A 23,439-nucleotide genomic window follows, 5' to 3' on the forward strand; every position below is an offset into this window, starting at 1 on the left:
TGCTGGGGCGGCGCCCGCCGCTCAAGCGCCGCGCCGCGCGCGACCCGGCCTCCGGTGCCCGCTCCGACGCCACAGGCCGAGATCGACGCCGGGAGTGTTCACGGTCCCAGAAGCGCAAGCGGCACCACGGCGACGCCATCCGGTCGCCGGTAGGCGAACCGGCCCGTCGTGATGACGAGTCGATCGGTGATGCGATCCCCGAGTTGGTCTTTCAACCAGTTGAGGTGTCGCACGTCGCGATCATCTGCCGCTCCCTTTAGCTTCACCTCGATAGCAACGGTGCGTTGCATCCCGCGGTACACGATGAGGTCGATTTCGTGTTCCGTGTTCTTGGTTCGCAGGTGACCGACAGATGCCTGCGCGGCGTCTGCGTAGACCCGCACCGACTGAGCCGCCAAGGACTCGAACAAGGACCCGAGCCACGTGTCGGCACCTGCCCCGATCCGCGGGCCTTTACCGTGCAACAGATCGTCACGGTCCACCCCGGTGAGTCGGGCCGCGAGCGCCGTGTCCACGAGGAAGTGCTTCGAGCTCTTCGTCAACCGTCTCAGTGGCGCAAGCACCGGAACCCACGCCTCGATCGGGTCGAGTACGAAAATCCTGCTGAGATGCTCCCGATAGCTCGCGATCGTTTGTCTGGCCGGTTTCTCGGCTTCACCCGGCGTCGCCGCATCGAGGATCGCTGTGTACGACGCATCTGTGGCCGTTGCCGCCCCGTATGCGGCGAGCCAGGCTCGAAGAGCCGCGGGATGCCGCACAAGCATGCCGTTTTCAGGGAGTTCGTGATCGACGATTCGGGTCAGATAGCTGTCGAGCTGCTGGACTCTGAGTCGTTCCGGTAGGTCACGGATGCCAGGGAATCCTGAGCGAAGGATCTCCTCGGTGTAGTCCGCGAGCGTGAGCGAGGTCTCACCCGAGATCCGTTGCTCGCGTCCTTCGAGAAGAGCCGACAGCGAAACCGTCGGTTCTGCAAGGCCCCGTTCGGCGAAGGACAGTGGGCGCATCACCAGGCTCACGATGCGGCCCGCTCCGGAGTGGATGCGCGTGCCGGGTGCAACATCTGCAGAGCCGGCAAGCAGGAATCGTCCCCCGGAGTTGTCGGCGTCTACAGCGCGTCGCACTCGGTCCCACACCGGCGGATATAGCTGCCACTCATCGATGAAGACAGGGGCTGGCGCATGCTCGATCAGACTCAGATCGGCTTCGATGGTCGTACGCTCGAACGGATCATCGAGCGAATACACGGTGCTCGCGCGTTGGAGTGCGGTCGCTGTCTTCCCGACACCCTTGGCCCCCTCCAGTGCGATCGCGGCAAGTCCCGGCATCAAGTCGTCCAGGGTCTGATCCAGAATCCGTCGGGTATAGACCATGTTCTGAATCTAACAAACGGACGACATTTCGTCTAACATTTGGACGTGACTTCATCTCACGGATGGACACCCTACAGGTCGACGCTCGGCCGCACCGGCAGAAGACTCCACTCAGCGGGCGGGCGGTCAGCGGGCGGCGACAGCGCCGGCAGCAGCGACAGGCGGCTGACGGTGCGGGCGGCATCCCGCGGCACGAAGGCGGCGTCGAGGAGGCGTTCGGGGCCGGCGGCCGAGGTGATGCGGGTGGGCACGGCGCCGTCGTGGAGCACGTCGACGAGGTCGGCGAAGCGCTGGGCGGCTTCGCGATCGGCGCGGGAGAGGTCGGGCACGCCGATGAGCTCGATGCGTGCGAACCGGCGGGCGAGTTCGAGGTATTCGCGGGTACCGAGGGGCCGCCGGCAGAGGTCGTCGAAGGTGAAGACCGCCCGTCCGGGCTCGGCGCGGATGGCATCCACCGGCAAGCCGTTCACGACGAGGCGTGCGGATGCCGTTTCACGCACGGCCGGCCGCTCGATTCAAGCGCCGCGCCGCGCGCGACCCGGCCTCCGGTGCCCGCTCCGACGCCACAGGCCGAGATCGACGCCGGAGTGATCGAGGCCGCCCCGACGGCCTCCCTGCCGCCCCCGTGGAGCCCCGCGCCTGAGTCGCCCTCCGCCGTGGTTGCGCCGGTGCGTCGCCGTGTGGTTCAGTGCATGCGAGCCGCCTTCCGCGCCGACGGCGCCCCGACGAACGGAGAGAGATGCCCCGCCCACGACGAGCAGTCCCTCGCGCAGCAGCCGCCGCGGTCGCGTTTCTCGGCATCTTCGCCCTGGCTTCGTGCGCGGCCGCACAGCCGCCGGCGTTCGACGGCCCGCGCGGAGATGACGATGCCCTGCCGGCCGGATATGAAGAAGCACTCTCCGAGGGCATCGATGCCGCCAGTTCGCGCCTGCTGTGGTCGGATGACACGACCCGCGTCTTCCTGGTCGAGGGGGACCGGGAATCACTGTGCCTCGTCATCGAGGCCGACGCGATCGAGGCCGCTTGCAGCCCCGAAACGCCGTTCACCGTCGAGATGCCGGGCGGTGGCGTGTTCGCATTCTCGGAGCGTGCCCCCGAGGGCGATTGGGTCGAGCGCGGCGAGTGGCTCTGGCAGGCGGACGGCGAGAGCTGACCCCAGCGGCCGGCGTCGCCCCTCGGACGCCGCCCTCCCCCAAGCCAGCTCCGCGCCCGCACCGGTCGCTCGCCGAGCGCGGCTAGTGCCGCGCGCAAGCGCCGCTCAGCGGGCGCTCGCTCAGCCCGCGGCGGGCGGCTGCGCCGGCAGCAGCGACAGGCGGCTGACGGTGCGGGCGGCATCCCGCGGCACGAAGGCGGCGTCGAGGAGGCGTTCGGGGCCGGCGGCCGAGGTGATGCGGGTGGGCACGGCGCCGTCGTGGAGCACGTCGACGAGGTCGGCGAAGCGCTGGGCGGCTTCGCGGTCGGCGCGGGCGAGGTCGGGCACGCCGATGAGCTCGATGCGTGCGAACCGGCGGGCGAGTTCGAGGTATTCGCGGGTACCGAGGGGCCGCCGACAGAGGTCGTCGAAGGTGAAGACCGCCCGTCCGGGCTCGACGCGGATGGCATCCACCGGCAAGCCGTTCACGACGAGGCGTGCGGATGCCGCCGCGACCGTGACCCCCGCGTCGACGACCCACGCGCCGGCCGCGAAGCCGGTTCCGTCGCCGCCGAGGGTGCGGTAGTCGATGCCCTCGCCGAGGTCGATGACGTCGAATTCCGTTTCGATGAGGCGGATCGCCGGAACGAAGCGGTCGTGGAACAGCGGATCGGGCAAGAGCTCGGCCGGCGCATAGTTCGAAGTCGCGACGACGAGGACGTCGCGTTCGACGAGGAGTTCGAGCAGCCGGGTGAGGTAGACGGCGTCGGCGACGTCGTGCACGTGGAACTCGTCGAACATGACCGCCCGCGACCCGCCGAGCATCATCCGAAGCACCCGATCGAGCGGCCGCCGCGACCGGAACAGGCGCGCGTGCAGTTCGCGGAAGAACGCGTGCACGTGCACGCGCCGCTTCGCGCGGGTGGGGATCGCGGCGAAGTACGCGTCGGCGATGACCGTCTTGCCCCGGCCGACGGGGCCGTGCAGATAGCTCCCCGAGTGGATGCCGGGCGCGGTCAACCGGTCGACCGCCGCCGCCTGCGCGTCGTCGAGCACGAGCCCGGTCCGCGCGAGTCGCGCCGGCAGGTTCGCCGCCGTCGCCGCCGCGAGTCGGGACGCAGCGGAAGCGGGGGCGGGCACGGCATCCATTCTCCCCCGCACGTCGCATCGCAGCCGCCGAATCGACCCGTCTCAGAAGCGTGAACGCAGCATTGACCGCGTTCGTGCCGCTCGCTACGCTGAACCGAAATAAACAGAATAAATACGATTCGGAGGCAGCAGGTGGGCAGTGCTCCAAGCCCGTTCACGCCAGGATACGGCAGGAAACCCGTCGTCTTCGGCGGGCATCTGACCGAACTCGATGAGCTCCGCGAGGTCTTCGAAACACTCGACTTCGGTGAGAACCATTCCGTCCTCGCGTCCGGTCTGCGAGGCTCCGGCAAGACGTCCTTTCTGACGACCCTGCAGGACGACGCCCGCGCCTCCGGCTGGGTGGTCATCTCGGACGACGCGAGCGCCGGCCTCATGGGACGACTGATGGACTCGGCGATCCCGGGTGCCCTCAATGAGTTGGAGCCGGATATCCGTTCGCGTCTGATCTCGCTCGGCATCTGGCAGTTCAATGCGCAGATCGAATATGTCGACCGGCACCGGGAGGTGAAACCGCAGTTGCGCACTGACCTGGTCGCTCTCTCCGAGGCACTCGGGCAGCGCGGAATCCTGATCACCATCGACGAGGTATCTTCCTCCAAGGTCCGCTTGCGGGAGCTTTCGAAGTTCGCACTCCAGGTTTCGCACGCCCTGACGGACGGGGCGCAGGTCATGGTCGTATTCGCCGGCGTGAAAGTCAGCCTCGACGCATTGCTCGAACAAGAACACGTCACCTTTCTGCGCCGCTCACGGGAGGTGCAGTTCCAGCGACTGAGCGCCCATGAGACGCGGCGTGTCTTCGTCGACACCGCACGCATCGGCGGGCGTGAAATCGAAGACGATGCGCTCAATCTGCTCGTCGCCCTCTCACAGGGGTACCCGTACCTGGTGCAGCTGGCAGGCGACTATGCCTGGCGGAATAACGGCACAGCACCCCGGATCACGCTCGAAGACGCCACCGTTGCCCACACGAAGGCGATTCGAGCGGTGGAAGACCGTGTGATCAGCCGCGTCTATCGCGACCTCTCGGATCGGGACCAGGAGTTCCTGCAGGCGATGGCCGAAGACGACGACCGCACCAGAGTCGCCGACATCGTCAAGCGGATGGGCGTATCCCCCCAGTACGTGCAGGTCTACAAGCAACGCCTCATCAACAGCGGGTACGTGCGGCCGGACGGGCACGGCTTCGTTTCGTTCTCATTGCCGTACCTCGGCGCGTACATTCAGAGGCAGATGGCCGGCGCGGAGTCCGAAGACTCCGGTGACGGCGGATGGGGCGCGTACCCCGCACCGACCCTTCCGTAACGGGAATCAGCACAGCCCCGTGCCGAGCGGCTCGACTACGGCCCACGGACCCCGCTCGGGCGGACGCGTTTCGGCGTCGCCCGACTGCTCATGCGGCTCGCCGCGGATTGAACCGCTTCCGGGAATACGGATGCGCGCGCCTCCGTTGGCACTAATACCCCTAGGGGGTATTATCGCGAATAGGCCGACGAAGGAGGAGGATCGTGAGCATGACTCGCGACGAGCAGCACGAGCATCGCGGGGGCGAAGCGCACGCCGGCCACGCACACGGCGACCACACCGGTCACGAACACGCCGCCCACGCGAACCACGCCGGCCGCGGCGACCACGTCGCCCGGTACCGCCGCCTGTTCTGGATCATGCTCGTCATCGCGATCCCGACGATCGCGCTGAGCCCCATGTTCGCGTTGATCCTCGGCTACCCGCTGCCGCACGACGGCATCGTGCCTTGGATCTCCCCCGTGCTCGGCACGGTCATGTACGTGTGGGGCGGCGCCCCGTTCCTCACCGGCGCCTGGGGCGAACTGAAGGCCCGCAAACCGGGCATGATGCTGCTCATCGGCCTGGCGATCACAGTCGCGTATTTCGCGTCGCTCGGAGCGAGCCTCGGCATCCTCGACCACCACCTCGACTTCTGGTGGGAGCTCGCGCTCCTCATCGTCATCATGCTGCTCGGGCACTGGATCGAGATGAAGTCCGTCATGCAGGCCTCCAGCGCGCTCGATGCGCTCGCGGCGCTGCTGCCCGACGAGGCGGAGCGGGTGGTGGATGCCGCGGGCTCCGCCGATGGTCCGCGCACCGAGCGGGTGGCGCCGGCCGAACTCGCCGCCGGCGACGTCGTCATCGTCCGGCCCGGCGGCCGGGTGCCCGCCGACGGCGAGATCACCGAGGGCACGGCCGCCCTCGACGAGTCGATGATCACGGGCGAGTCGCGCGCCGTCGAACGCGGCCCCGGCGAGCACGTCGTCGCCGGAACCGTCGCGACCGACACGGCGATCCGGGTGCGGGTCACGGCCGTCGGCGATGACACGGCGCTCGCCGGCATCCAGCGCCTCGTCGCCGAAGCCCAGTCGTCGAGTTCGCGCGCCCAGCGCCTCGCCGACACCGCCGCCGGCTGGCTGTTCTGGTTCGCCCTCGGCGCGGGCGTCGCCACGGCGATCGTGTGGACGCTGCTCGGCAGCCCCGACGACGCCGTCACCCGCACCATCACGGTGCTCGTCATCGCCTGCCCGCACGCGCTCGGTCTCGCGATCCCGCTCGTCGTGCAGATCGCCACCGAACGCGCCGCGAAGGGCGGGGTGCTCATCACCGACCGTCTCGCGCTCGAGACGATGCGCACGGTCGACACGATCCTCTTCGACAAGACGGGCACCCTCACCAAGGGCGAGCCGGCCGTCACCGAGGCTGCGGCCGCCGACGGGTTCGAGCTCGACGCCGTGCTGGCCCTCGCCGCCGGCGCCGAAGCCGACAGCGAGCATCCGCTCGCCAAGGCGATCGTCGCCGAAGCCGAACGCCGCGGCATCCGCGTCCCGCACGCGAGCGGGTTCGAGGCATCCGCCGCGGTCGGCGTCACGGCCGACGTCGACGGCACGCGCGTGCGCGTCGGCGGCCCCCGGCTGCTGGCGGATGCCGGGCTGGCGGCGCTTCCGGCATCCACACCCTGGGCCGAGGCCGGCGCGACCGTGCTGCACGTGCTCGCAGGCGAACGCGTGGCCGGCGCGCTCGCGCTCGCCGACGAGGTCCGCCCCGAGTCCCGCGACGCAGTGGATGCCCTGCACGCCCTCGACCGGCAGGTCGTCATGATCACCGGCGACGCCGAACCCGTCGCGAGGGCCGTCGCCGCCGACCTCGGCATCGACCGCGTCTTCGCCGAGGTGCGGCCCGAGGATAAGGCGGCGAAGGTGCGCGAGCTGCAGGGCGAGGGCCGCACGGTCGCGATGGTCGGCGACGGCGTGAACGACGCCCCCGCCCTCGCGCAGGCCGACGTCGGCATCGCGATCGGCGCCGGCACCGATGTCGCGATCGCGTCGGCGGGCGTCGTGCTCGCAAGCTCCGACCCGCGCTCGGTCGTCTCGGTCATCGAGCTCTCGCGCGCCACGTACCGCAAGATGCTGCAGAACCTGTGGTGGGCGGCCGGCTACAACCTCGTCTCGGTGCCGCTGGCGGCCGGCGTGCTCGCACCCGTCGGCTTCGTGCTGCCGATGTCGGTCGGGGCGATCCTGATGAGCCTGTCGACCATCGTCGTCGCCCTGAACGCGCAACTGCTGCGGCGCCTCGACCTGCGGCCGGAGGCCTCCGTACGGGCCGTGCTCGGCCGGGCTCCGGTAACTTGACGAACGTACTACACCCGTTTGGGGGTATTGAGCAGGCGACAGGACCCCCCTACCGTGGCTCTCGCACCATGCATCGGTTCATGTGAGCGGGAGCATCAACTCCGTGGGCACGGTCTCTTGCTCCCTCGTGATGGATGAGATCTACGTCAGGACATATCTCGAGAAGTCAACTGGAGAAGTTTGGGGCGGAACTCCACATGATTACTTCAATTCAACCTACGAGAACACAAATGCTGCCACTAGCTGCTCCAATGGCCCTGGGACGTTTCGAACACGTGTGAGCTACACCATCCACGCTCCAGTCGGCGTCAATCCTCGCTATACCGCCAACACCATCTATTCACCATGGAAGCCCGTCGCATGCGGCGCAGCACTCTTGCCCCCGGATGTGCTTGACTCACCGGCCGGCGCAGCAGTATCGAGCAGCATCACCGAGACCTTCTCCTTTCAGAATTGACGGCTCAACGGAGGGACCCGTTCGCCTCGGGCGTTCACAGGGTGGGGCGACCCGGCACACCGGCACCGCTTGGTCAGGTCCCATCGTCAACCCGACCGCGATCAGGCCGAGTTCGTCGAGGCGGGCGAAGACCGTCAGATCCGGCGGCCCGAAGGCAGCGTTGAGCAAGTCGAGGTCTCTCTTGGATGAAGCGCAGAATCCCCTCGCCGCAAGCGGCCTCACCCCATGGCCTCACCAGATGTCCGAAGAGCCATCAATATGACAGAATGATCGTCTCAGAAGCGGCGATTTCTGGCGATTTCCCAGAAAGGCGAATGAATCTTGATCGCTGCACGGCTCGGCCAGTACCGTCAAGCGCACTGTCCACCCACATGACAAAAACCTCATGCCAACGCCCCTCGGCTCGTACTCCCGCCCATTCGATGGCCTCGGTAGCCTCGGTGACGCCGATTAGGTCGAATTCCTCCACATGCCACGAATACTCCCGATGGACCGGCGGTACCCAGATTCGCACTCGATAGCCGGCAGGCACGTCGGGTGCGCCGACTGCGTCCTCTGGCGAGACTTCGAGGATTTCCATTCCCTGAGGTTACCCGGCTCTTCACGCCTTCGGGGTGCGGTTGGCGTTTGCAGCTCCAGCCGGAAGCCTCCGTGCGGGCCGTGCTCGGCCGTGCTCGGCCGGGCGAGGCCGCAGGATCGGCAGTAGCCGGGCGCACCGCACCGTGACACGATGAAACGAAGGGGGACACCATGACCGCACTGCAGAACGTGACCGTGCTCGGCACCGGCGTGCTCGGTTCGCAGATCGCCTTCCAGACCGCGTACCACGGGCATCCCGTCGTCGCCTACGACATCGGCGACGAGGCGCTCGCCGCCGCCGAGGTCCGCTTCGCGAAGCTCGCCGAGACGTACCGGGTCGAGGTCGACGGCGCCGCGGACGGCGGGGCGGATGCCGCACTCGCCCGCATCCGCCTGTCGAGCGATCTGGCCGACGCCGTGAAGGACGCCGACCTCGTCATCGAGGCCGTGCCCGAGAACCCGGACATCAAACGCGACACCTACGAACGGCTCGCGAAGGTCGCCCCCGAGAAGACGGTGTTCGCGACGAACTCCTCGACGCTGCTGCCCTCGCAGCTCGCGCCGGCGACCGGGCGGCCCGACCGCTTCCTCGCCCTGCACTACGCGAACCACGTGTGGGAGCACAACACGGCCGAGATCATGGGCACCGAGCAGACCGACCCGGCGGTGTACCGGCAGGTCGTCGCCTTCGCCGAATCGACCGGGATGGTGCCGATCGAGATCAAGAAGGAGAAGGCCGGCTACCTGCTGAACTCCCTGCTGGTGCCGCTGCTGACCGCGGCGAGCGACCTGCTCGTCGACGGCATCGCCGAGCCGGAGACGATCGACAAGACGTGGCGGATCGGCACCGGCGCCCCGGCCGGCCCGTTCCAGATCTTCGACGTCGTCGGGCTGACGACCGCGTACAACATCTCCGCGATGGGCGGGCCGAAGCAGCAGGCCTTCGCGAAGCTCCTGAAGGAGCAGTACATCGACCGGGGCAAGCTCGGCGTCGCCACCGGCGAGGGCTTCTACCGCTACGGCTGAAGGAGGGCATCCATGCCCGAGACGATTTCCGCCGATGGATCGCGCATCGGCTACGAGCGCATCGGCGACGGCCCCGCCGTCATCCTCATGGGCGGTGCGTTCAACGACCGCGACAGCGTCCGCGGCGTCGGCGACATGCTCGCCCTCGCCGGCTTCGCCGCCGTCGTCTTCGACCGGCGCGGCCGCGGGGCGAGCACCGAGGCGGGCCCGTGGTCGGTCGACCGCGAGGTGGAGGACGTCGCGGCCCTCATCGCAGACCCGGGTGCCGGGGGTGGATCCGCCGCCCTCTTCGGCCATTCCTCGGGCGCCGGGCTGGCCCTGCACGCGGCCCGCGCCCTGCCCGAGGCGACCTCGGTCGCCGTCTACGAGGTGCCGTACCGCGCAGAACCGATGCCGGACGACACCCCGGAACGGGTCGCCGCCGCCCTCGACGCCGGGGATGCGGATGCCGCGACGCGCGCATTCCTCACCGGCGCCGTCGGCGTGCCGGCGCCCGTCGTCGACGGCATGGCCGTCGGGCCCGGCTGGGCTGCGATGACGGCGATGGCGCACACCCTGCCGTACGAGCTGGCGCTCAGCGCGACGGGCGAGGGCATCCCGGCGTTCCTCGACGAGGTGCGGCAGCCGGCGCTCGTGCTCACCGGCGGCGAGAGTGCACCGTGGTGGCGGGACGCCGCCGAACGCATCGCGGCGCGCATGCCGGACGCGCGCACCGAGGTCGTCCCGGGGCAGGACCACGCGGTGCTGGCGCATCCCGAGGCGCTCCGCGAGCCCCTCACGCGCTTCTTCGCCGCCTGAGCGGCCCATCCCTCGCCCCCGGACGCATCCCTCGCCCCCGGACAGGGGACGGCGGCATTTCGCGGTTCGGTAACGATTCGCCGGGGCGGCCGACCCGCAGCGATGCGCCCGCGCGCACCGGAATAAGATGTCCTCACCTCCGGCGCGAACCCGAACGTCCCCCGCGCCGGCGTTCTCCGCGGCCCGCGAGGCCGCACCTCACAGACAGAGAGGTCTCATCGATGAGTGCCAAGCGCCTGACCGCCATCGCCGGCGGCTCCATCCTCCTGCTCGCCCTCGCGGCGTGCTCTTCCGACGGCGGCGACGGTGGCGGCGGCGGCGAGCTCGTCGGCAGCGGCACCGGTGCCGAGTGCACCATCGAGGCCGCCGTGCCGATCGGTGCGGCCTTCAGCCTCACGGGCGCTGCCGCGCAGTACGGCGAGAGCCAGAAGAACGCCCTCGAGCTCGCGGCCGACGAGCTGAACGCCACCGGCGGCGTCACCTACGAGCTCGCGATCGAGGACGACGAGACCGACCCGAAGCAGGCCATCCAGCTCTTCGACGGCTTCGTCGCCGACGGCACGAGCATCGTCCTCGGCCCGACCCTCTCGAACACCGCCAAGCAGGCCGACCCGGTCGCCCAAGACGGCGGGCTGCCCGTGCTCGGCATCTCGAACACGGCCGGCGGCATCACCGAGATCGGCGACTACATCTTCCGCGACTCGCTCACCGAAGAGGCCGTCATCCCGCAGACGGTCGCTGCGGCGACCGAGAAGTACGGCCTGAAGAACGTCGTCGTCATGTACTCGAACGACGACGCCTTCACCGAGTCGGGCTACCAGGCGTTCGCCGACGCGCTCGAGTCCGAGGGCGTCGAGGTCGCCGAGACCATCACCTTCTCGAAGGCCGACACCGACTTCCGTGCGCTGCTCGACAAGGCGAAGGGTCACAACCCCGACGCGATCGTCGTCTCGGCGCTCGTCGAGGCGGCCGTGCCGCTCGTCACGCAGGCCCGCGAGCTCGGCATCGAGCAGCCGATCATCGGCGGCAACGGTTTCAACGCCCCGGCCCTCATCGAGGGTGCGGGCGACGCGGCCGAGGGCGTCGTCGTCGGCGCGGCCTGGAACTCGGCCTCCGACAACGAGCAGAACCTCGCCTTCATCGACGCCTACACCGAGAAGTTCGGCAAGGCGCCCGACCAGTTCGCCGCGCAGGCGTACGCGGGCCTGCAGATCATCGACGCCGCCGTGCGTGCGAACTGCTCGGGCGAGCGAGACGACATCAAGGACGGCCTGACGGGCATCTCCGACGTGCCGACGGTGCTCGGCGACGTCTCGCTCGACGAGAACCGCGACGCCGTCCACGAGGCGCTCGTCCAGATCGTCGAGGGCGGCAAGTTCGCCATCCTGAGCTGACCCGCGGGCCGGACCCCACCATTCGCTAGCGGCCGTGCGTCACCCGGAACCCCCGGGCGACGCACGGCCCGAGCAGGGATGACATCATGCAACTCTTCGTCGACGGAATCTTCCTCGGCTCGATCTACGCGCTCTTCGCGATCGGCTTCACCCTCGTCTTCGGCATCCTCGACCGCCTGAACCTCGCGCACGCCGCCGTCTTCTCGGCCGGCGCGCTCGTCGGCATCGACATCGTCACACGCTTCGGCCTGTCGATCTGGATCGCGATCCCCCTCGTCTTCGTGCTCGGCGCGATCCTCGGCGTGCTCATCGAGCGCATCGCCTTCCGTCCCCTCGCGGGCCGACACGACTCCCACTTCGCCGGGCTCATCTCCTCGATCGCGCTCGGCACGATCATCCTCGCGATCCTGCAGGCCCTCTACGGCCCCGACACGCACCGCTTCCCCGCCGACGCGTTCCCGTCGGTGCGCATCGACTTCTTCGGCGCGACCTTCTCGCTGTTGCAGCTCATCATCCTCGTCATCAGCATCACCCTCATGGTCGTGCTCACCTGGCTCGTGGCGAAGTCGAAGCTCGGACGCGGCATGCGCACGATCGCCGAGAACCCGCACGCCGCCGCCGTGCTCGGCCTGAACGTGGGGCGGATCTCGAGCCTCACCTTCGCGATCTCCTCCGCCCTCGGCGCCGTCGCCGGCGTGCTGTTCACGCTGAACGTGAACGCGGCGAGCCTCGGCACAGGCCACGCCGTGGAGCTGAAGGCCCTCGCGATCATCATCGTCGGCGGCCTCGGCTCGCTGCCCGGCGCCCTCATCGGCGGCCTCATCCTCGGCCTGGCCGAGGTCTTCGCCGTCAACACGGTCGGCAGCTCGTGGCGCGACATGGTCGCCTTCGCCCTGCTCTTCCTGGTCCTGATCATCCGCCCGCAGGGCATCTTCGGCGCCCGCAAGGTGCGTGAGGTCTGACATGCAAGAGTACGCATCCCTGCTCACCTTCATCGCCCTGACGGGCATCCTCGCGTTCTCGTTCTACGCGGTGCTGATCGCCGGCCAGCTGAGCCTCGCGCAGGTCGGCCTCGCCTCGCTCGCGGCGTTCACCTCCTCCCTGGTGGTGCCGGCCGATCCGCTGTTCGGGGTCATCCCGCCGCTCATCGTCGGCATCGTGTTCGGCATGGCGGTCGGTGGGCTCGCCGCGTTCGTGCTCGGCCTGCCGGTCATCCGCTTGCGGGGCGTGTTCCTCGCGATCGCGACGCTCGCCTTCGCCGAGATGGTGCGGATCTTCCTCATCAACCAGTCGTGGACGAACGGCGCGCAGGGCCTCAGCTTCCCGAAGCTCGTGACGCCGGCGATCGCGTGGATCGCGCTCGCGGTCGTCGCGTACTGGTTCTGGCGGATGTCGGGCTCGCGCATGGGCCGCGCCTTCGCCGCGATCCGCGAGGACGAGCTGGCCGCGACGTCGATGGGCATCAACGTGACCCGGTACCGGATGACGTCGTTCGTCATCGCCGGTGCGGTCGCGGGCCTCTACGGCGTCATGTTCGCCCACTTCACGCGCTTCGCCGACCCGAACGAGTTCTCGTTCCAGGCCGCGGTCGACGGCCTGGTGACGGCGGTCGTCGGCGGCACGACGATGTTCCTCGGACCGCTGTTCGGCTCCGTGTTCTTGTCGGCCCTGCCGGAGCTTCAGCGCACGCTCGGCATCGACGCGGGGTGGATCCGCCCGACCATCTCGGGTGTGCTGCTCCTCCTCGTCATCCTGTTCCTGCCGGGGGGCCTTGCCGGTCTCATCCCGCGTCGCAAGTCGGCGAGCCGGCTCGTCGAGGGTGCGGATGCCGTGGCGGCGCTGCCCCCGCTGCCGGCGCGCGGCACGGGTCTGCTCGAACTCCACGGCCTCGGCAAGTCGTACGGCGGCGTGCGCGCGGTGCACGGCATCGACCTGGCGGTCGCGGCGGGCGAGGTGCACGGGCTGATCGGCCCGAACGGCGCCGGCAAGACGACACTGGTGAACATGGTCACGGGTGTCACGCCGCCGACGGCGGGCACGGGCACCGTGCTCGGCGTGACCCTCGGCGGCCGCACCCGCGCGCATCGGGTCGCCCGCGCCGGCGTGGCCCGCACCTTCCAGCAGATCAAGCTCTTCGGCCGCCTCTCGGCGCTCGAGAACGTGCTCGTCGGCGCCTACCGCATCACCGACGACACGCTCCTCCGACGCCTCGTCTTCCTGCCGTCGGCTCGCCGCAAGGAACGTGGGGCGCGTGCCGTCGCCTCTGCGCAGCTCGTGCGCGTCGGGCTCGGCGAGAAGGCAGCGACGGCCGCCGGGGATCTCTCGTACGGCGACCAGCGCCGTCTCGAGATCGCCCGTGCGCTGGCCGCCCACCCGTCGCTCCTGGTGCTCGACGAGCCGGCCGCGGGCATGAACCACGTGGAGGCGGAGCGGCTCTCCGAGCTGATCCGCTCGCTGGCCGCCGACGGCGTCGCGGTGCTCATCATCGAGCACAATGTTCGGATGATGCTCGCCACGTGCGACCGCATCACGGTGCTGAACTTCGGCGAGGTCATCGCCGCCGGCACGCCAACCGAGGTCGCCCGCGACCCGAAGGTGCTCGAGGCCTACCTCGGTTCCGAGGGCGACGACGCCGATCCGGCGGTCGCCGAGGACCTGGCCGAGGCGATGGAGGAGCTCGTCGAGGTCGCCGAGGAGGCGGAGGCGGAGGCCGCATCCGTCGAGGCGGCGAACACGCCGAACACGGCCGGCGCGGGCACGACGGACGGCCCGGCCGAGCAGAACCCCGAGGAGACCCGATGAGCGAGACGACGAGCGGCGCCGCGGCCGAGACCGTGCTGAGCGTCGAGGGCCTGCACGTCGGCTACGGGCGTGTGGATGCCGTGCGCGACGTCTCCCTCACGGTCGCCCGAGGGCAGATCGTCACCCTCATCGGCGCCAACGGCGCCGGGAAGACCTCGGTGCTGAACGCGATCGCCGGTCTCGTGCGGCCGAAGAAGGGCACGGTGCGTTTCCGCGGCGAAGACATCACGCGCCGCCCCGCGCACCGTCTCGTCAAGGACGGCCTCGTGCAGGTGCCGGAGGGCCGCGAGGTCCTCGCGACCCTCACGGTGCACGAGAACCTCACCCTCGGCGGGTGGCACCGTTCGCGCGGCATGAACGACGAGATCGCGGCGGTCTACGAGCGCTTCCCGATCCTCGCGGAGCGCCGCAAGCTCGCGGCCGGCGCGCTTTCGGGCGGCGAGCAGCAGATGCTCGCGATCGCCCGCGCGCTGATCGCGAAGCCGGAGCTGCTGCTGCTCGACGAGCCCTCGATGGGTCTGGCACCGATGATCGTCGACGAGGTGTTCCGCGTCATCGGCGAGATCCGCGACACGGGCACGACCGTCCTGCTCGTCGAGCAGAACGCGCGCCGGGCGCTCGCGGCCGCCGATGTCGGCTACGTGCTCGAGACCGGCGAGATCACCCACTCCGGCCCCGCCCACGAGCTCCTCGCCGACGAGCGCGTCATCGAGGCCTACCTCGGCCTGGCCTGATCGCGCGGGGTCCGCGTTGCGCGCGGCCCCCGCGACCGTCTCTCACACCGTCGACCACACCCCGAGCTCGTTGCCGCTCGGGTCGCGGAAGTGGAAGCGGCGGCCGCCGGGGAACGGGTACGGCGGTTCGACGATCTCGCCGCCGGCGGCAGTGACCGCGGTGAGCGTCGCTTCGAGCTCGTCGGAGTAGAGGAGCGGGAACGGCCCGCCCGCCGGGCGTGCCTCGTCGGCGAGCAGCAGGCCGCCGGCTTCTTCGCCCTCGGCTTCGGCCGAGGTGCGGATGCCGGCGTAGGCCTCGCCGTAGTCGGTGAACTCCCAGCCGAACGCGGCCGCGTAGAACGCCTTGGCCTCCGGCAGATCGGTGACGGTCAGTTCGAGGTAGTCGATCGAGTTCGGGATGCGATGCGCATGCGTCTTCGTCATGCCCCGAGTCTGCAGCGCCCCGCCGACATCGCCGCGCGCGCCGCACCGTTCACGCCGCGACCGCTACTGTGCAGCGCGGCGGAGCGTGTCGAGGCCGGCGTGGAGCGTCATCGCACGCGCTTCCGGTCGAGCTGGGCCGCACGCGCGCGCCCGAGGTCGGTGTCGAGCGGGTCGAGGGCGGCGGTGATCGGTTCGAGGATGCCGAGCGCCCGTGCGACGCGCAGGACGACATGGAAGCCCACGCTCGGGTCGCCGTGCTCGAGCTTGCGCAGGGTGCTTCGCGTGATGTCCGCCCGGTCGGCGACCTGCGCTGCGGTCAGGCCGAGCACCTTCCGCCAGCCGGCGATGTGCTGGCCGATCTCGGTGGCGGAGCGCTGGATCGCCGCGGGGTGCTCACGCGTCATCTCCGCCTCCGTAATGGTACCGACAACACCCACTATACCGGATAATGTCCAGGGAAGTGATCTTTACAGAACTTCACGCCGCGACGCGCGCGAGCGGCAGCACCGCCGCCCCGCGGAGCGCCGCGAGGGTCGCGCCCGAGACGAGCAGCTTCGAGCCGCGGACGCCGCTGCCGATGATGAGGTTCGGCGCGGCGGCGACCGCCTCGTCGACGAGGATCGGCCAGCCGTCGGGCAGCCCGACCGGGGTGATGCCGCCGGAGACCATACCGGTGAGCACGGGGGCGAGCTCGAAGGCCGCGAAGGAGACCTTGCGCACGTCGAGGAAGCGCCGCACGGCGCCGTTGACGTCGGCCCGGTCGGCGCCGCGCACCATGACGGCGGCGTGCACGACGCGTTCGCCGCGCCGCCCCTCGACGATCACGCAGTTCGCCCCCTCGTCCATGCCGATGCCGTAGCGCTCGCAGAACACCGCCGTGTCGGCGGCCTCGGGGTCGATCGCCGAGACGAGCACGGCCTCGCGGGGCAACTCGGCGACCGCGGCCGCCACCGGCGGGGCGAGCAGTTCGGGGTGGTCGGCGGCGGGGGCGAAGTCGAGGGAACCGAAGCGCATGGAACGACGCTACCGGGTGCGCCGACGTTCCCGCGCAGCCTCCACCAGCGCGTACAGCACGGGCAGGACGATGAGCGTCAGCACCGTCGACGAGACGAGACCGCCGATGACGACGAGCGCGAGCGGCTGCGAGATGAACCCGCCGTGCCCGGTGATGCCGAGCGCCATCGGCAGCAGCGCGAAGATCGTCGCGAGCGCCGTCATGAGGATGGGCCGGAGGCGCCTGGAGGTGCCGTGCACGACGGCATCGTGCACGGTCATCCCGCGGGTCCGGTACTGGTTCACGAGGTCGACGAGCACGATCGCGTTGGTGACGACGATGCCGATGAGCATGAGCACGCCGACGAGCGAGGCAACGCCGAGCGGGATGCCGGTGGCGATCTGCAGCAGGATGGCCCCGGTCGCGGCGAACGGCACCGAGACGAGCAGCAGCACGGGCTGCAGCAGCGATTTGAAGGTCGCGACCATGACGATGTAGACGATGAGGATCGCGGCGAGCAGGGCGAGGCCGAGCTGGCTGAACGCGTCGGACTGGTCGGCGGCGACCCCGCCGAGGGATGCGCTCGTGCCGGCCGGCAGCGCCGCGGCATCCACTGCGGACTGGATCTCGGCCGTCGCCGTGCCGAGGTCGTCGACGCCGGGCGTCGCCGTGACGGTGGCGCTGCGGAGGCCCTGCTGGGTGGTGATCGTCGCCGGCCCGTCGGTCTCCTCGACGTCGGCGAGCTCGTCGAGGCGCATCGGCCCCGCCGGCGTCGGCACCTGCAGGGCGCGCACCTCGTCGACGGTGACGGGCGGAGGTTCGGAGCCTGCGACGTAGACGGTGAGGGTGGTCTCGTCGATGACGACGGACCCGGCCTGCTGCGGCTGCATCGCCTGCGAGACGATCGTGCCGAGGGCGACCTCGCTGAGGCCGACGGCGGCCGCAGCGTCGCGATCGACGACGATGCCGAGGTAGGGGCGCGATTCGCTGAGGTTCGTCGTGGCCTGCTCGACGGAGTCGAGGCCGCGGACCTCGTCGAGCACGGCGTTCGCGGCGTCTTCGAGGTCTGCCTGGTTCGAGGCGCTGATCTCGATCTCGACGTCGTTCGAGGTGCCGAATCCGCTGGATGCCGCGAGCACGATCTCGCCGGCGTCGTCGATGTCGTCGAGGCGCCCGCGGAGGCCGGCCTGCAGCGCATCCTGATCGGCGCCCTCGTCGGTGGTGACGGAGTAGTCGATGCGGTTGCCGCCGCCGCCGAAGAGCGCCATGATGCCGCCGCCGCCGATGGAGGTCTGCACGGTCTCGACGCCGTCGGTGTCGCGGATCTCGGCTTCGACGGCGGTGGATGCGTCGTCGAGGGCGTCGAGGCTGGTGCCGACCGGCAGGGTCTGGGTGACCTGGAAGGTGTTCTGCCCGCTGGAGCCGAGGAAGTTCGTCTTCATGAACGGTGCGAGGGCGACGGTGCCGCCGAGCACGAGCACGGCGACGACGATGGTGACGACGCCGTGCTTCAGGGTCCAGCGGATGACGGGCAGGTAGCCGCGCTGCAGGCGGGAGGGGTGCTCGAGTTCGTCGGGGCCGCCTTCGGTGTCGGTTTCGGCCGCGAAGGATGCGGCACCGGCATCCGCTGCGGGAACCTTCGCCGGTTTCAGGAACCAGTATGCGAGCACGGGCACGATCGTCAGCGACACGAGGAGGGATGCGGCCAGGGCGAGCGTCACCGTCAGTGCGAACGGCCGGAACAGCTCTCCCGTGATGCCCTCGACGAAGGCGAGCGGCAGGAACACGGCGACGGTGGTGACGGTCGCGGCGGTGATCGCGGCGGCGACCTCGCGCACGGCGCGCACGATCGTCGCGGCCTTGTCGACGCCCTCCACGAGGTGCCGTTTGATGTTCTCGATGACGACGATGGAGTCGTCGACCACGCGCCCGATAGAGATCGTGAGGGCGCCGAGGGTGAGGATGTTCAGGGTGTATTCGGCGAACTGCAGCCCGATGAAGGTGATGAGCAGCGACGTCGGGATCGAGATCGCGGTGACGATCGTGGCCCGCACCGACAGCAGGAACACGAGGATCACGAGCACCGCGAACGCGAGCCCGAGCAGCCCCTCGGTCGCGAGCGCTTCGATGGACTGTTCGATGTAGGGGGCCTGGTCGAACACGATCGTGAACTCGGCGCCCGGGTTCGTCGAGTCGAGGCCGGCCTGCAGCTCGGGCAGCAGCTCCTGCACGGCGTGCGAGACCTCGACGGTATTGGCGGCGGGCAGTTTCGTGATCGAGATCGCGAGCGCGGCTTCGCCGTTCACGCGGGAGATGCTGGTGCGCGGGTTGTCGTCCAGTTCGACGTCGGCGACGTCGCCGATGTGTGTGGATGCCGGTGCCTCGGCCGCTTCGGTCGGCACCGCCGGGTTCGCCGGGTCGACGGGGGCGCCGCTTCCGGCATCCGCCGTGGCACCCGGCAGCGGCAGGCCGGCGATGTCGTCGACGGAGCCGAGCTTGTCGCCGATCTGCACCGCGAGCGTGCGGTCGTCCTCGGTGATCTCGCCGGCGGGGATGAGCACGCCGTTCTGCTGCAGCGCGTCGCGGATGGCCTGGGCGGTGAGCCCGCGCGCGGCGAGCTCGGCGTCGTCGGGGGTGATGACGACGCGCTGGCCGAGGTCGCCGACGAGGGCCGCTTCGCGCACCCCGTCGATGTCTTCGAGGGCGCCGACGGTGGTGCGTTTCAGTTCGTCGGAGAGGGCGCTTTCGTCCTCGGAGCCGGCGACGGCGAGCTGGATGATGGGGATGTCGTCGAGGCTGAGCGCGAGCACCTGCGGGTCGACGTCGTCGGGCAGGTTCTGCTGGATGCGATTGACGGCCGAGAGCAGTTTCTGCTCGGCGAAGGCGAGGTCGGTGCCGTAGGTGAAGGTCGCCGACACGATCGAGGATCCGGTCGAACTGGTCGTCGTGGTCGATTCGAGACCTGTGACGCCCTGGATGGCGGTCTCGATCGGCGTCGAGACCTCGTCGTTGACGATGTCGGGCGAGGCTCCCGGGTAGCTCGACACGATCGACAGCTGCGGGAACTCGACCGAGGGTGCGAGCTCCTGTTTCAGCCCGGTGAGCGCGAGCCCGCCGAAGACTGCGACGACGATCGTGATGAGCGCGATGAGCGCCCGGTTCTTCATGCTGAGCTTCGCGAGCAGCGACATTCCTCGATTCTTGCAGCGTCGGCCGGTCGGCGATACGGGCATGCCGGAGTGGATGCCCGTGCGCGCCGAAATGCTGGACGGCACACCCCTGCACCGATACCGTGACGAAGGAACCGCTGGGGAAGGAGCGGCAATGCCGACGACGAAGGTGCACGGAATCCGGGGGCGGATGAGGATGCTCGCCGCCGCCGCCGGTGCGGTCACCGCCCTGACGGGCGCCGGGCTGGTCTTCGGGGCGGCTCCCGCTTCGGCGGAGCCTGTGGATATCGGGGGCCTGATCGACGCGTTCGAGAATCCCGACGGGCCGACCGAGGTCGAGCTCGCAGAGGATATGGGCGAGATCGCCATGCAGCTCACCCTCGTCGACGGCAAGGAGCTCACGCTCGACCTCAGCGGTCACGCACTGACGGCCGGCACCATCGCCGTCGGAGCCGGCTCGACCTTGACCGTCCTCGACGCGGCCGGCGGAACCGGCACGCTCATCGCCGATGCTTCGTCGGCGTTCGCGGGGAGTGCCGGTATCGACACCTCGGAGGGGGCCCTCGTCCTGCAGTCGGGCACGATCTTCGCGACCGGCTCCGAGGGCGGCGCGGCCATCGGCGGCGGGGTCGGCGGCAGCGGCGGAAGCTTCACCATGAACGGCGGCAACGTCATGGCGAACGCCGACGGCGGCGGTGCAGCCATCGGCGGCGGCGCAGCCGGCGACAGCGGAACCGTCATCGTGAACGGCGGCACCCTCACCGCGACCGCCGACGGCGGCGGCGGCGCCGGCATCGGCGGCGGCGCGGGCGGCGCGGGCGACGAGATCGTCTTCGGCGGCGGCACCACGACGCCGCGCGCCATGCACCCGGAAGTCTCGGCGATCGGCCCCGGACTCGGGCTGCATGAGGACGGCGCGGCCTTCGGCTTCATCGGCTTCGGCGCCGGCGCCACGATCGTCTTCCCGGCCGACGGCGGCGACCAGCTCATGCCGGCCGACCGCTGGGTGCCGATCTCGTCGACCATCACGATGGATGCCGTGTGCACCGTCGCCGGCGAGCTCGAGCTCAGGGAGACCGGCCTGATCTCCGGCGCCGGAACCCTCCTTCGCTCCGGCACCGGCACCGTCGACAACGGGGGCACGATCACCCTGCCGACGGCGAACATCCAGCCGTCCGACCGGAGCTTCGTTTCCGGCCGGAACTTCGCCTTCGACTACGTCGATGTCGACCCGGTCGGATCCGAGCACGTCTACGCAACCACCTTCGCGGAGGGCGCACGCACGCTGCCGCCGGGCGTGTGGAACACCGCCGAAGACGGTTCGGGGCAAACGGTGGATGCCGAAACCGACCTCACCGGCTTCGGCGAACGCACCCCGCTCTACCAGCAGTCCGCCGGCACCCTCGAAGTCACCGCCTCGGCCACACGCGTCGACCAGGGCGGCAGCGTCGACCTCACCGCTCACGCCTGGACCGCCGGAGGCCGCGACCTCGGCGACGTCACCGCCGACACCGTCTTCACCAGTTCCGTGCCCACCGACATCGTCGACGGCAACCGCGTCGCCTTCCCGACGGCATCCCCGCACACCATCACCGCGACGTACCCCGGCGCCGCCGGCACGCTCACCGCAGACGTCGTCATCGAGGTCGTCGCTCCCCCGGTCCGACGCCCGGCCCGACCCCGCCGCCCGGCCCCGCCGGCGGCCACGCCCTCCCGGCGACCGGCACCGACCCGGCGGGCAGCGTCATCCCGGCCCTCGCCCTCCTCGCGGCCGGCGCCCTCGCGCTCGCGCTCGCGCGGGTCCGTCTCCGCCGCCCCCGCACCCGCTGAGCGCCTCGAAAACGCTTGCGGGGGTCGAATCCCGCCACCATCGCGCTCGAAACCGCATCCCGGTGGCAGGAAACGACCCCGCGAAGACTGGCACGCCCGCTGATCGCTGCACCCGCAAATGCGGCCCAGGTCGCGCGGGCCGTACCCGTCCGCACGATCACGCGCCCTGATCGGCGTAATGCGCGTGACGCACACCCGCGATCGCACGGTGTCGGGCACGCTGACGCACGCCCGAGCCCCGGCACGGCGCGGGCCGGAGCGCCCCCACGCCCCGGCCCCGCCGGTCGATCCGCTCCCCGGCGGACGCCACCAGCGTCACCCGTCCGGGTGGCGTCCGAGTGAACGCATCGCGGCAACCGGGTGAACACTGCCGCGCGCCTACACGAGCGCGGCGAAGCCGGGCTCGACGGCGCCGACGTCGCCGAGCGATGCCCAGGCGAGCTCCAGCAGCCGCACGGCCTCGCGGGTCTCGTCCTCGGACTGGCAGATCGGCATCCGCAGGTGCCGTTCGAAGGCGCCGTCGACGCCGAAGCGTGGCCCGGCGGCGATGAGGAGTCCCCGGGCGCGGGCGGCGAGGGCGAGCTGCGAGCTGACCGGGGCGCCGAGGTGCACCCAGGTCGCGATGCCGCCGTCGACGTGCGGCACGCGCCAGCTCGGGAACGATGCCGCGAGCAGCTCCTCGACGAGCGCGCGACCTGCGGCGAGCCGGGTGCGGCGGAGGGCGACGGCGTCGTCGTGCCGTTCGAGCAGCTGTACGGCGAGGAGTTGTTCGAAGACGGGGGTGCCGAGGTCGCCGGGCGAGCGGGCCGCGACGAGGCGGGCGATGAGGGCGGGGTCGGCGCGGATCCATCCGATGCGCACGCCGCCCCAGGCGAGTTTGCCGAGCGAGCCGACGAGCACGGCGGGCCCGAAAGCGGCCAGCGGCGGGTACGGCCCGCCGGGGCGGTCGATGTCGAGTTCGGCGGTGGTCTCGTCGGCGATGAGCACGGTGCCCTGCCGGGCGGCGGCGTCGACGAGGCGTTCGCGGGCGGATGCCGTGAGCGATCGCCCCGTGGGGTTCTGGAAGTCGGGCATGAGGTATCCGAGGGTCGGGTTCGTCGCACGGACGGCCTGCGCGAGCGCCTCCCCTTCGTCGGCCTCACCCGGCGCATCTCCCGGTGCCGCCCCGCCCGCCGCACCACCGGCCCCGCCGCCCGCGGCATCCACCGGCACGACGGGCACAGTCGCGAGCCTCGCCCCCGCCCCGCGCAGCGCCGTAGGCGTGCGGGTAGGTGGGCGCTTCGATGAGCGCCCGGTCGCCGCGGGTGAGCAGGGTGCGGGCGATGAGGGCGATGGCGTGCTGGGCGCCGATGGTGACCATGATCTGGTCGGGCACGGTGGGCAGCCCGCGGGCGGCGTAGCGTTCGGCGATGGCTTCGCGCAGGGCGGGCAGGCCGAGGAGTTCGAAGCCATGGGTGCCGAGGCTCGCGGGCAGTTCGTCGGCGGCGGCGCGGGCGCATTCGGCGATCCAGGGCAGGGCGGGCGGGGCGGCTTTGCCGAAGTCGATGACGGTGGATGCGTCGGGCCGGGCCGGGGCGGCGGGTGCGGCTACCGGCAGGCGCACCGCACTGCCCGATCCGCGGATGCTCTGCAGGTAGCCGAGCTCGCGGAGGGCGGCGTAGGCGGCGCTCACGGTCGTGCGGCTGAGGGCGAGACGGTCGGCGAGTTCGCGTTCGGCGGGCAGGCGGGTTTCGGCGGCGATGCGGCCGTCGAGCACGAGGAGGCGGATGCGTTCGGCGAGCGCTCGGTAGGCGGTGCGGTCGCCGCCGCGCCAGTCGCCGAGGAGGGCTTCGAGGGCGCGGGCCGTCATCGTGCCGGACATAAGGCCACTGTATGCGGATTGGCCACTTGCCGAAAGGCCACTTCTCGCATTGGATATGAGGGTGTCCTCGCGTGTTCCTTCC

20 protein-coding genes are annotated in these 23,439 nt (G+C 70.4%); 10 read left to right on the plus strand and 10 right to left on the minus strand.

The features are described from left to right. Positions 1 to 98: 98 nt before the first annotated feature. Complete coding sequence (locus G127AT_RS06080) at positions 99 to 1,370, minus strand: ATP-binding protein (RefSeq protein WP_210901072.1); 1,272 nt, start codon at positions 1,368 to 1,370, stop codon at positions 99 to 101. A gap of 71 nt (positions 1,371 to 1,441) precedes the next feature. Continuing rightward, the gene (zapE, locus tag G127AT_RS06085; protein ID WP_210901074.1) at positions 1,442 to 1,870 is read right to left on the minus strand and encodes an AFG1/ZapE family ATPase; all 429 of its coding nucleotides are present in this window, start codon (positions 1,868 to 1,870) and stop codon (positions 1,442 to 1,444) included. A gap of 239 nt (positions 1,871 to 2,109) precedes the next feature. Between zapE (G127AT_RS06085) and G127AT_RS06090 the strand changes: the two genes are divergently transcribed. Beyond that, positions 2,110 to 2,523 carry a hypothetical protein gene (locus G127AT_RS06090; RefSeq protein WP_210901076.1) on the plus strand — a complete coding sequence of 138 codons (414 nt, stop codon included), beginning with the start codon at positions 2,110 to 2,112 and terminating at the stop codon, positions 2,521 to 2,523. A gap of 120 nt (positions 2,524 to 2,643) precedes the next feature. Here G127AT_RS06090 and zapE (G127AT_RS06095) read toward each other — a convergent pair whose 3' ends face one another. Then, a complete protein-coding gene (gene zapE / locus G127AT_RS06095) occupies positions 2,644 to 3,642 on the minus strand; it encodes a cell division protein ZapE (RefSeq protein ID WP_210901078.1) in 999 nt (332 codons plus the stop codon). A 141-nt stretch (positions 3,643 to 3,783) separates the two neighbouring features. Here zapE (G127AT_RS06095) and G127AT_RS06100 point away from each other — a divergent pair, with 141 nt between their 5' ends. Next, entirely contained in the window at positions 3,784 to 4,956 is a 1,173-nt protein-coding gene (locus tag G127AT_RS06100) for an ATP-binding protein (RefSeq protein ID WP_210901080.1), read from the plus strand. 209 nt (positions 4,957 to 5,165) lie between these two features. Then, the gene (locus tag G127AT_RS06105; RefSeq protein WP_210901866.1) at positions 5,166 to 7,289 is read left to right on the plus strand and encodes a heavy metal translocating P-type ATPase; all 2,124 of its coding nucleotides are present in this window, start codon (positions 5,166 to 5,168) and stop codon (positions 7,287 to 7,289) included. Between the two features lie 710 nt (positions 7,290 to 7,999). Here G127AT_RS06105 and G127AT_RS06110 read toward each other — a convergent pair. Further along, positions 8,000 to 8,326: a hypothetical protein gene (locus G127AT_RS06110; RefSeq protein WP_210901082.1), complete on the minus strand. Its 327-nt coding sequence runs from the start codon at positions 8,324 to 8,326 to the stop codon at positions 8,000 to 8,002. Positions 8,327 to 8,496: 170 nt separating this feature from the next. Here G127AT_RS06110 and G127AT_RS06115 point away from each other — a divergent pair, with 170 nt between their 5' ends. The 6 genes from G127AT_RS06115 (at position 8,497) to G127AT_RS06140 (ending at position 15,079) form a co-directional block, all read left to right on the plus strand. Further along, a complete protein-coding gene (locus tag G127AT_RS06115) occupies positions 8,497 to 9,351 on the plus strand; it encodes a 3-hydroxyacyl-CoA dehydrogenase (protein ID WP_210901084.1) in 855 nt (284 codons plus the stop codon). 12 nt (positions 9,352 to 9,363) lie between these two features. Then, a complete protein-coding gene (locus G127AT_RS06120; RefSeq protein ID WP_210901086.1) occupies positions 9,364 to 10,149 on the plus strand; it encodes an alpha/beta fold hydrolase in 786 nt (261 codons plus the stop codon). A gap of 221 nt (positions 10,150 to 10,370) precedes the next feature. Beyond that, complete coding sequence (locus G127AT_RS06125; RefSeq protein ID WP_210901088.1) at positions 10,371 to 11,543, plus strand: ABC transporter substrate-binding protein; 1,173 nt, start codon at positions 10,371 to 10,373, stop codon at positions 11,541 to 11,543. 86 nt (positions 11,544 to 11,629) lie between these two features. Next, positions 11,630 to 12,505 (plus strand): branched-chain amino acid ABC transporter permease, encoded by an 876-nt coding sequence (locus G127AT_RS06130; RefSeq protein ID WP_210901090.1) that lies wholly within the window; start codon positions 11,630 to 11,632, stop codon positions 12,503 to 12,505. A gap of 1 nt (position 12,506) precedes the next feature. Beyond that, a complete protein-coding gene (locus tag G127AT_RS06135; protein ID WP_210901092.1) occupies positions 12,507 to 14,345 on the plus strand; it encodes a branched-chain amino acid ABC transporter ATP-binding protein/permease in 1,839 nt (612 codons plus the stop codon). Then, on the plus strand, positions 14,342 to 15,079 hold the full coding sequence (locus G127AT_RS06140) for an ABC transporter ATP-binding protein (protein ID WP_210901094.1): 738 nt from the start codon (positions 14,342 to 14,344) through the stop codon (positions 15,077 to 15,079). Before G127AT_RS06135 ends, G127AT_RS06140 begins: the two co-directional genes overlap by 4 nt. Before the next feature lie 42 nt (positions 15,080 to 15,121). Here G127AT_RS06140 and G127AT_RS06145 read toward each other — a convergent pair whose 3' ends face one another. The 4 genes from G127AT_RS06145 to G127AT_RS06160 form a co-directional block, all read right to left on the minus strand. Continuing rightward, positions 15,122 to 15,502 (minus strand): VOC family protein, encoded by a 381-nt coding sequence (locus G127AT_RS06145; RefSeq protein ID WP_210901096.1) that lies wholly within the window; start codon positions 15,500 to 15,502, stop codon positions 15,122 to 15,124. A 107-nt stretch (positions 15,503 to 15,609) separates the two neighbouring features. Next, on the minus strand, positions 15,610 to 15,906 hold the full coding sequence (locus G127AT_RS06150; RefSeq protein ID WP_210901098.1) for a helix-turn-helix domain-containing protein: 297 nt from the start codon (positions 15,904 to 15,906) through the stop codon (positions 15,610 to 15,612). A 73-nt stretch (positions 15,907 to 15,979) separates the two neighbouring features. Continuing rightward, the gene (locus G127AT_RS06155; protein WP_210901100.1) at positions 15,980 to 16,516 is read right to left on the minus strand and encodes a YbaK/EbsC family protein; all 537 of its coding nucleotides are present in this window, start codon (positions 16,514 to 16,516) and stop codon (positions 15,980 to 15,982) included. 9 nt (positions 16,517 to 16,525) lie between these two features. After that, positions 16,526 to 19,687, minus strand: a complete 3,162-nt coding sequence (locus tag G127AT_RS06160) for an efflux RND transporter permease subunit (RefSeq protein ID WP_210901102.1) — start codon at positions 19,685 to 19,687, stop codon at positions 16,526 to 16,528. Positions 19,688 to 19,820: 133 nt separating this feature from the next. Here G127AT_RS06160 and G127AT_RS06165 point away from each other — a divergent pair, with 133 nt between their 5' ends. After that, positions 19,821 to 21,599 carry a hypothetical protein gene (locus G127AT_RS06165; protein WP_210901104.1) on the plus strand — a complete coding sequence of 593 codons (1,779 nt, stop codon included), beginning with the start codon at positions 19,821 to 19,823 and terminating at the stop codon, positions 21,597 to 21,599. 275 nt (positions 21,600 to 21,874) lie between these two features. Here G127AT_RS06165 and G127AT_RS16040 read toward each other — a convergent pair whose 3' ends face one another. Together G127AT_RS16040 and G127AT_RS16045 are read right to left on the minus strand one after the other, a co-directional pair. Then, positions 21,875 to 22,717 (minus strand): aminotransferase class I/II-fold pyridoxal phosphate-dependent enzyme, encoded by an 843-nt coding sequence (locus G127AT_RS16040; protein ID WP_244857768.1) that lies wholly within the window; start codon positions 22,715 to 22,717, stop codon positions 21,875 to 21,877. Continuing rightward, complete coding sequence (locus G127AT_RS16045; protein ID WP_244857769.1) at positions 22,635 to 23,357, minus strand: aminotransferase class I/II-fold pyridoxal phosphate-dependent enzyme; 723 nt, start codon at positions 23,355 to 23,357, stop codon at positions 22,635 to 22,637. The genes G127AT_RS16040 and G127AT_RS16045 overlap by 83 nt, the downstream gene beginning before the upstream one ends. Between the last annotated feature and the right edge of the window lie 82 nt (positions 23,358 to 23,439).

This window comes from Agromyces archimandritae, from assembly GCF_018024495.1.
GTDB lineage: Bacteria > Actinomycetota > Actinomycetes > Actinomycetales > Microbacteriaceae > Agromyces > Agromyces archimandritae.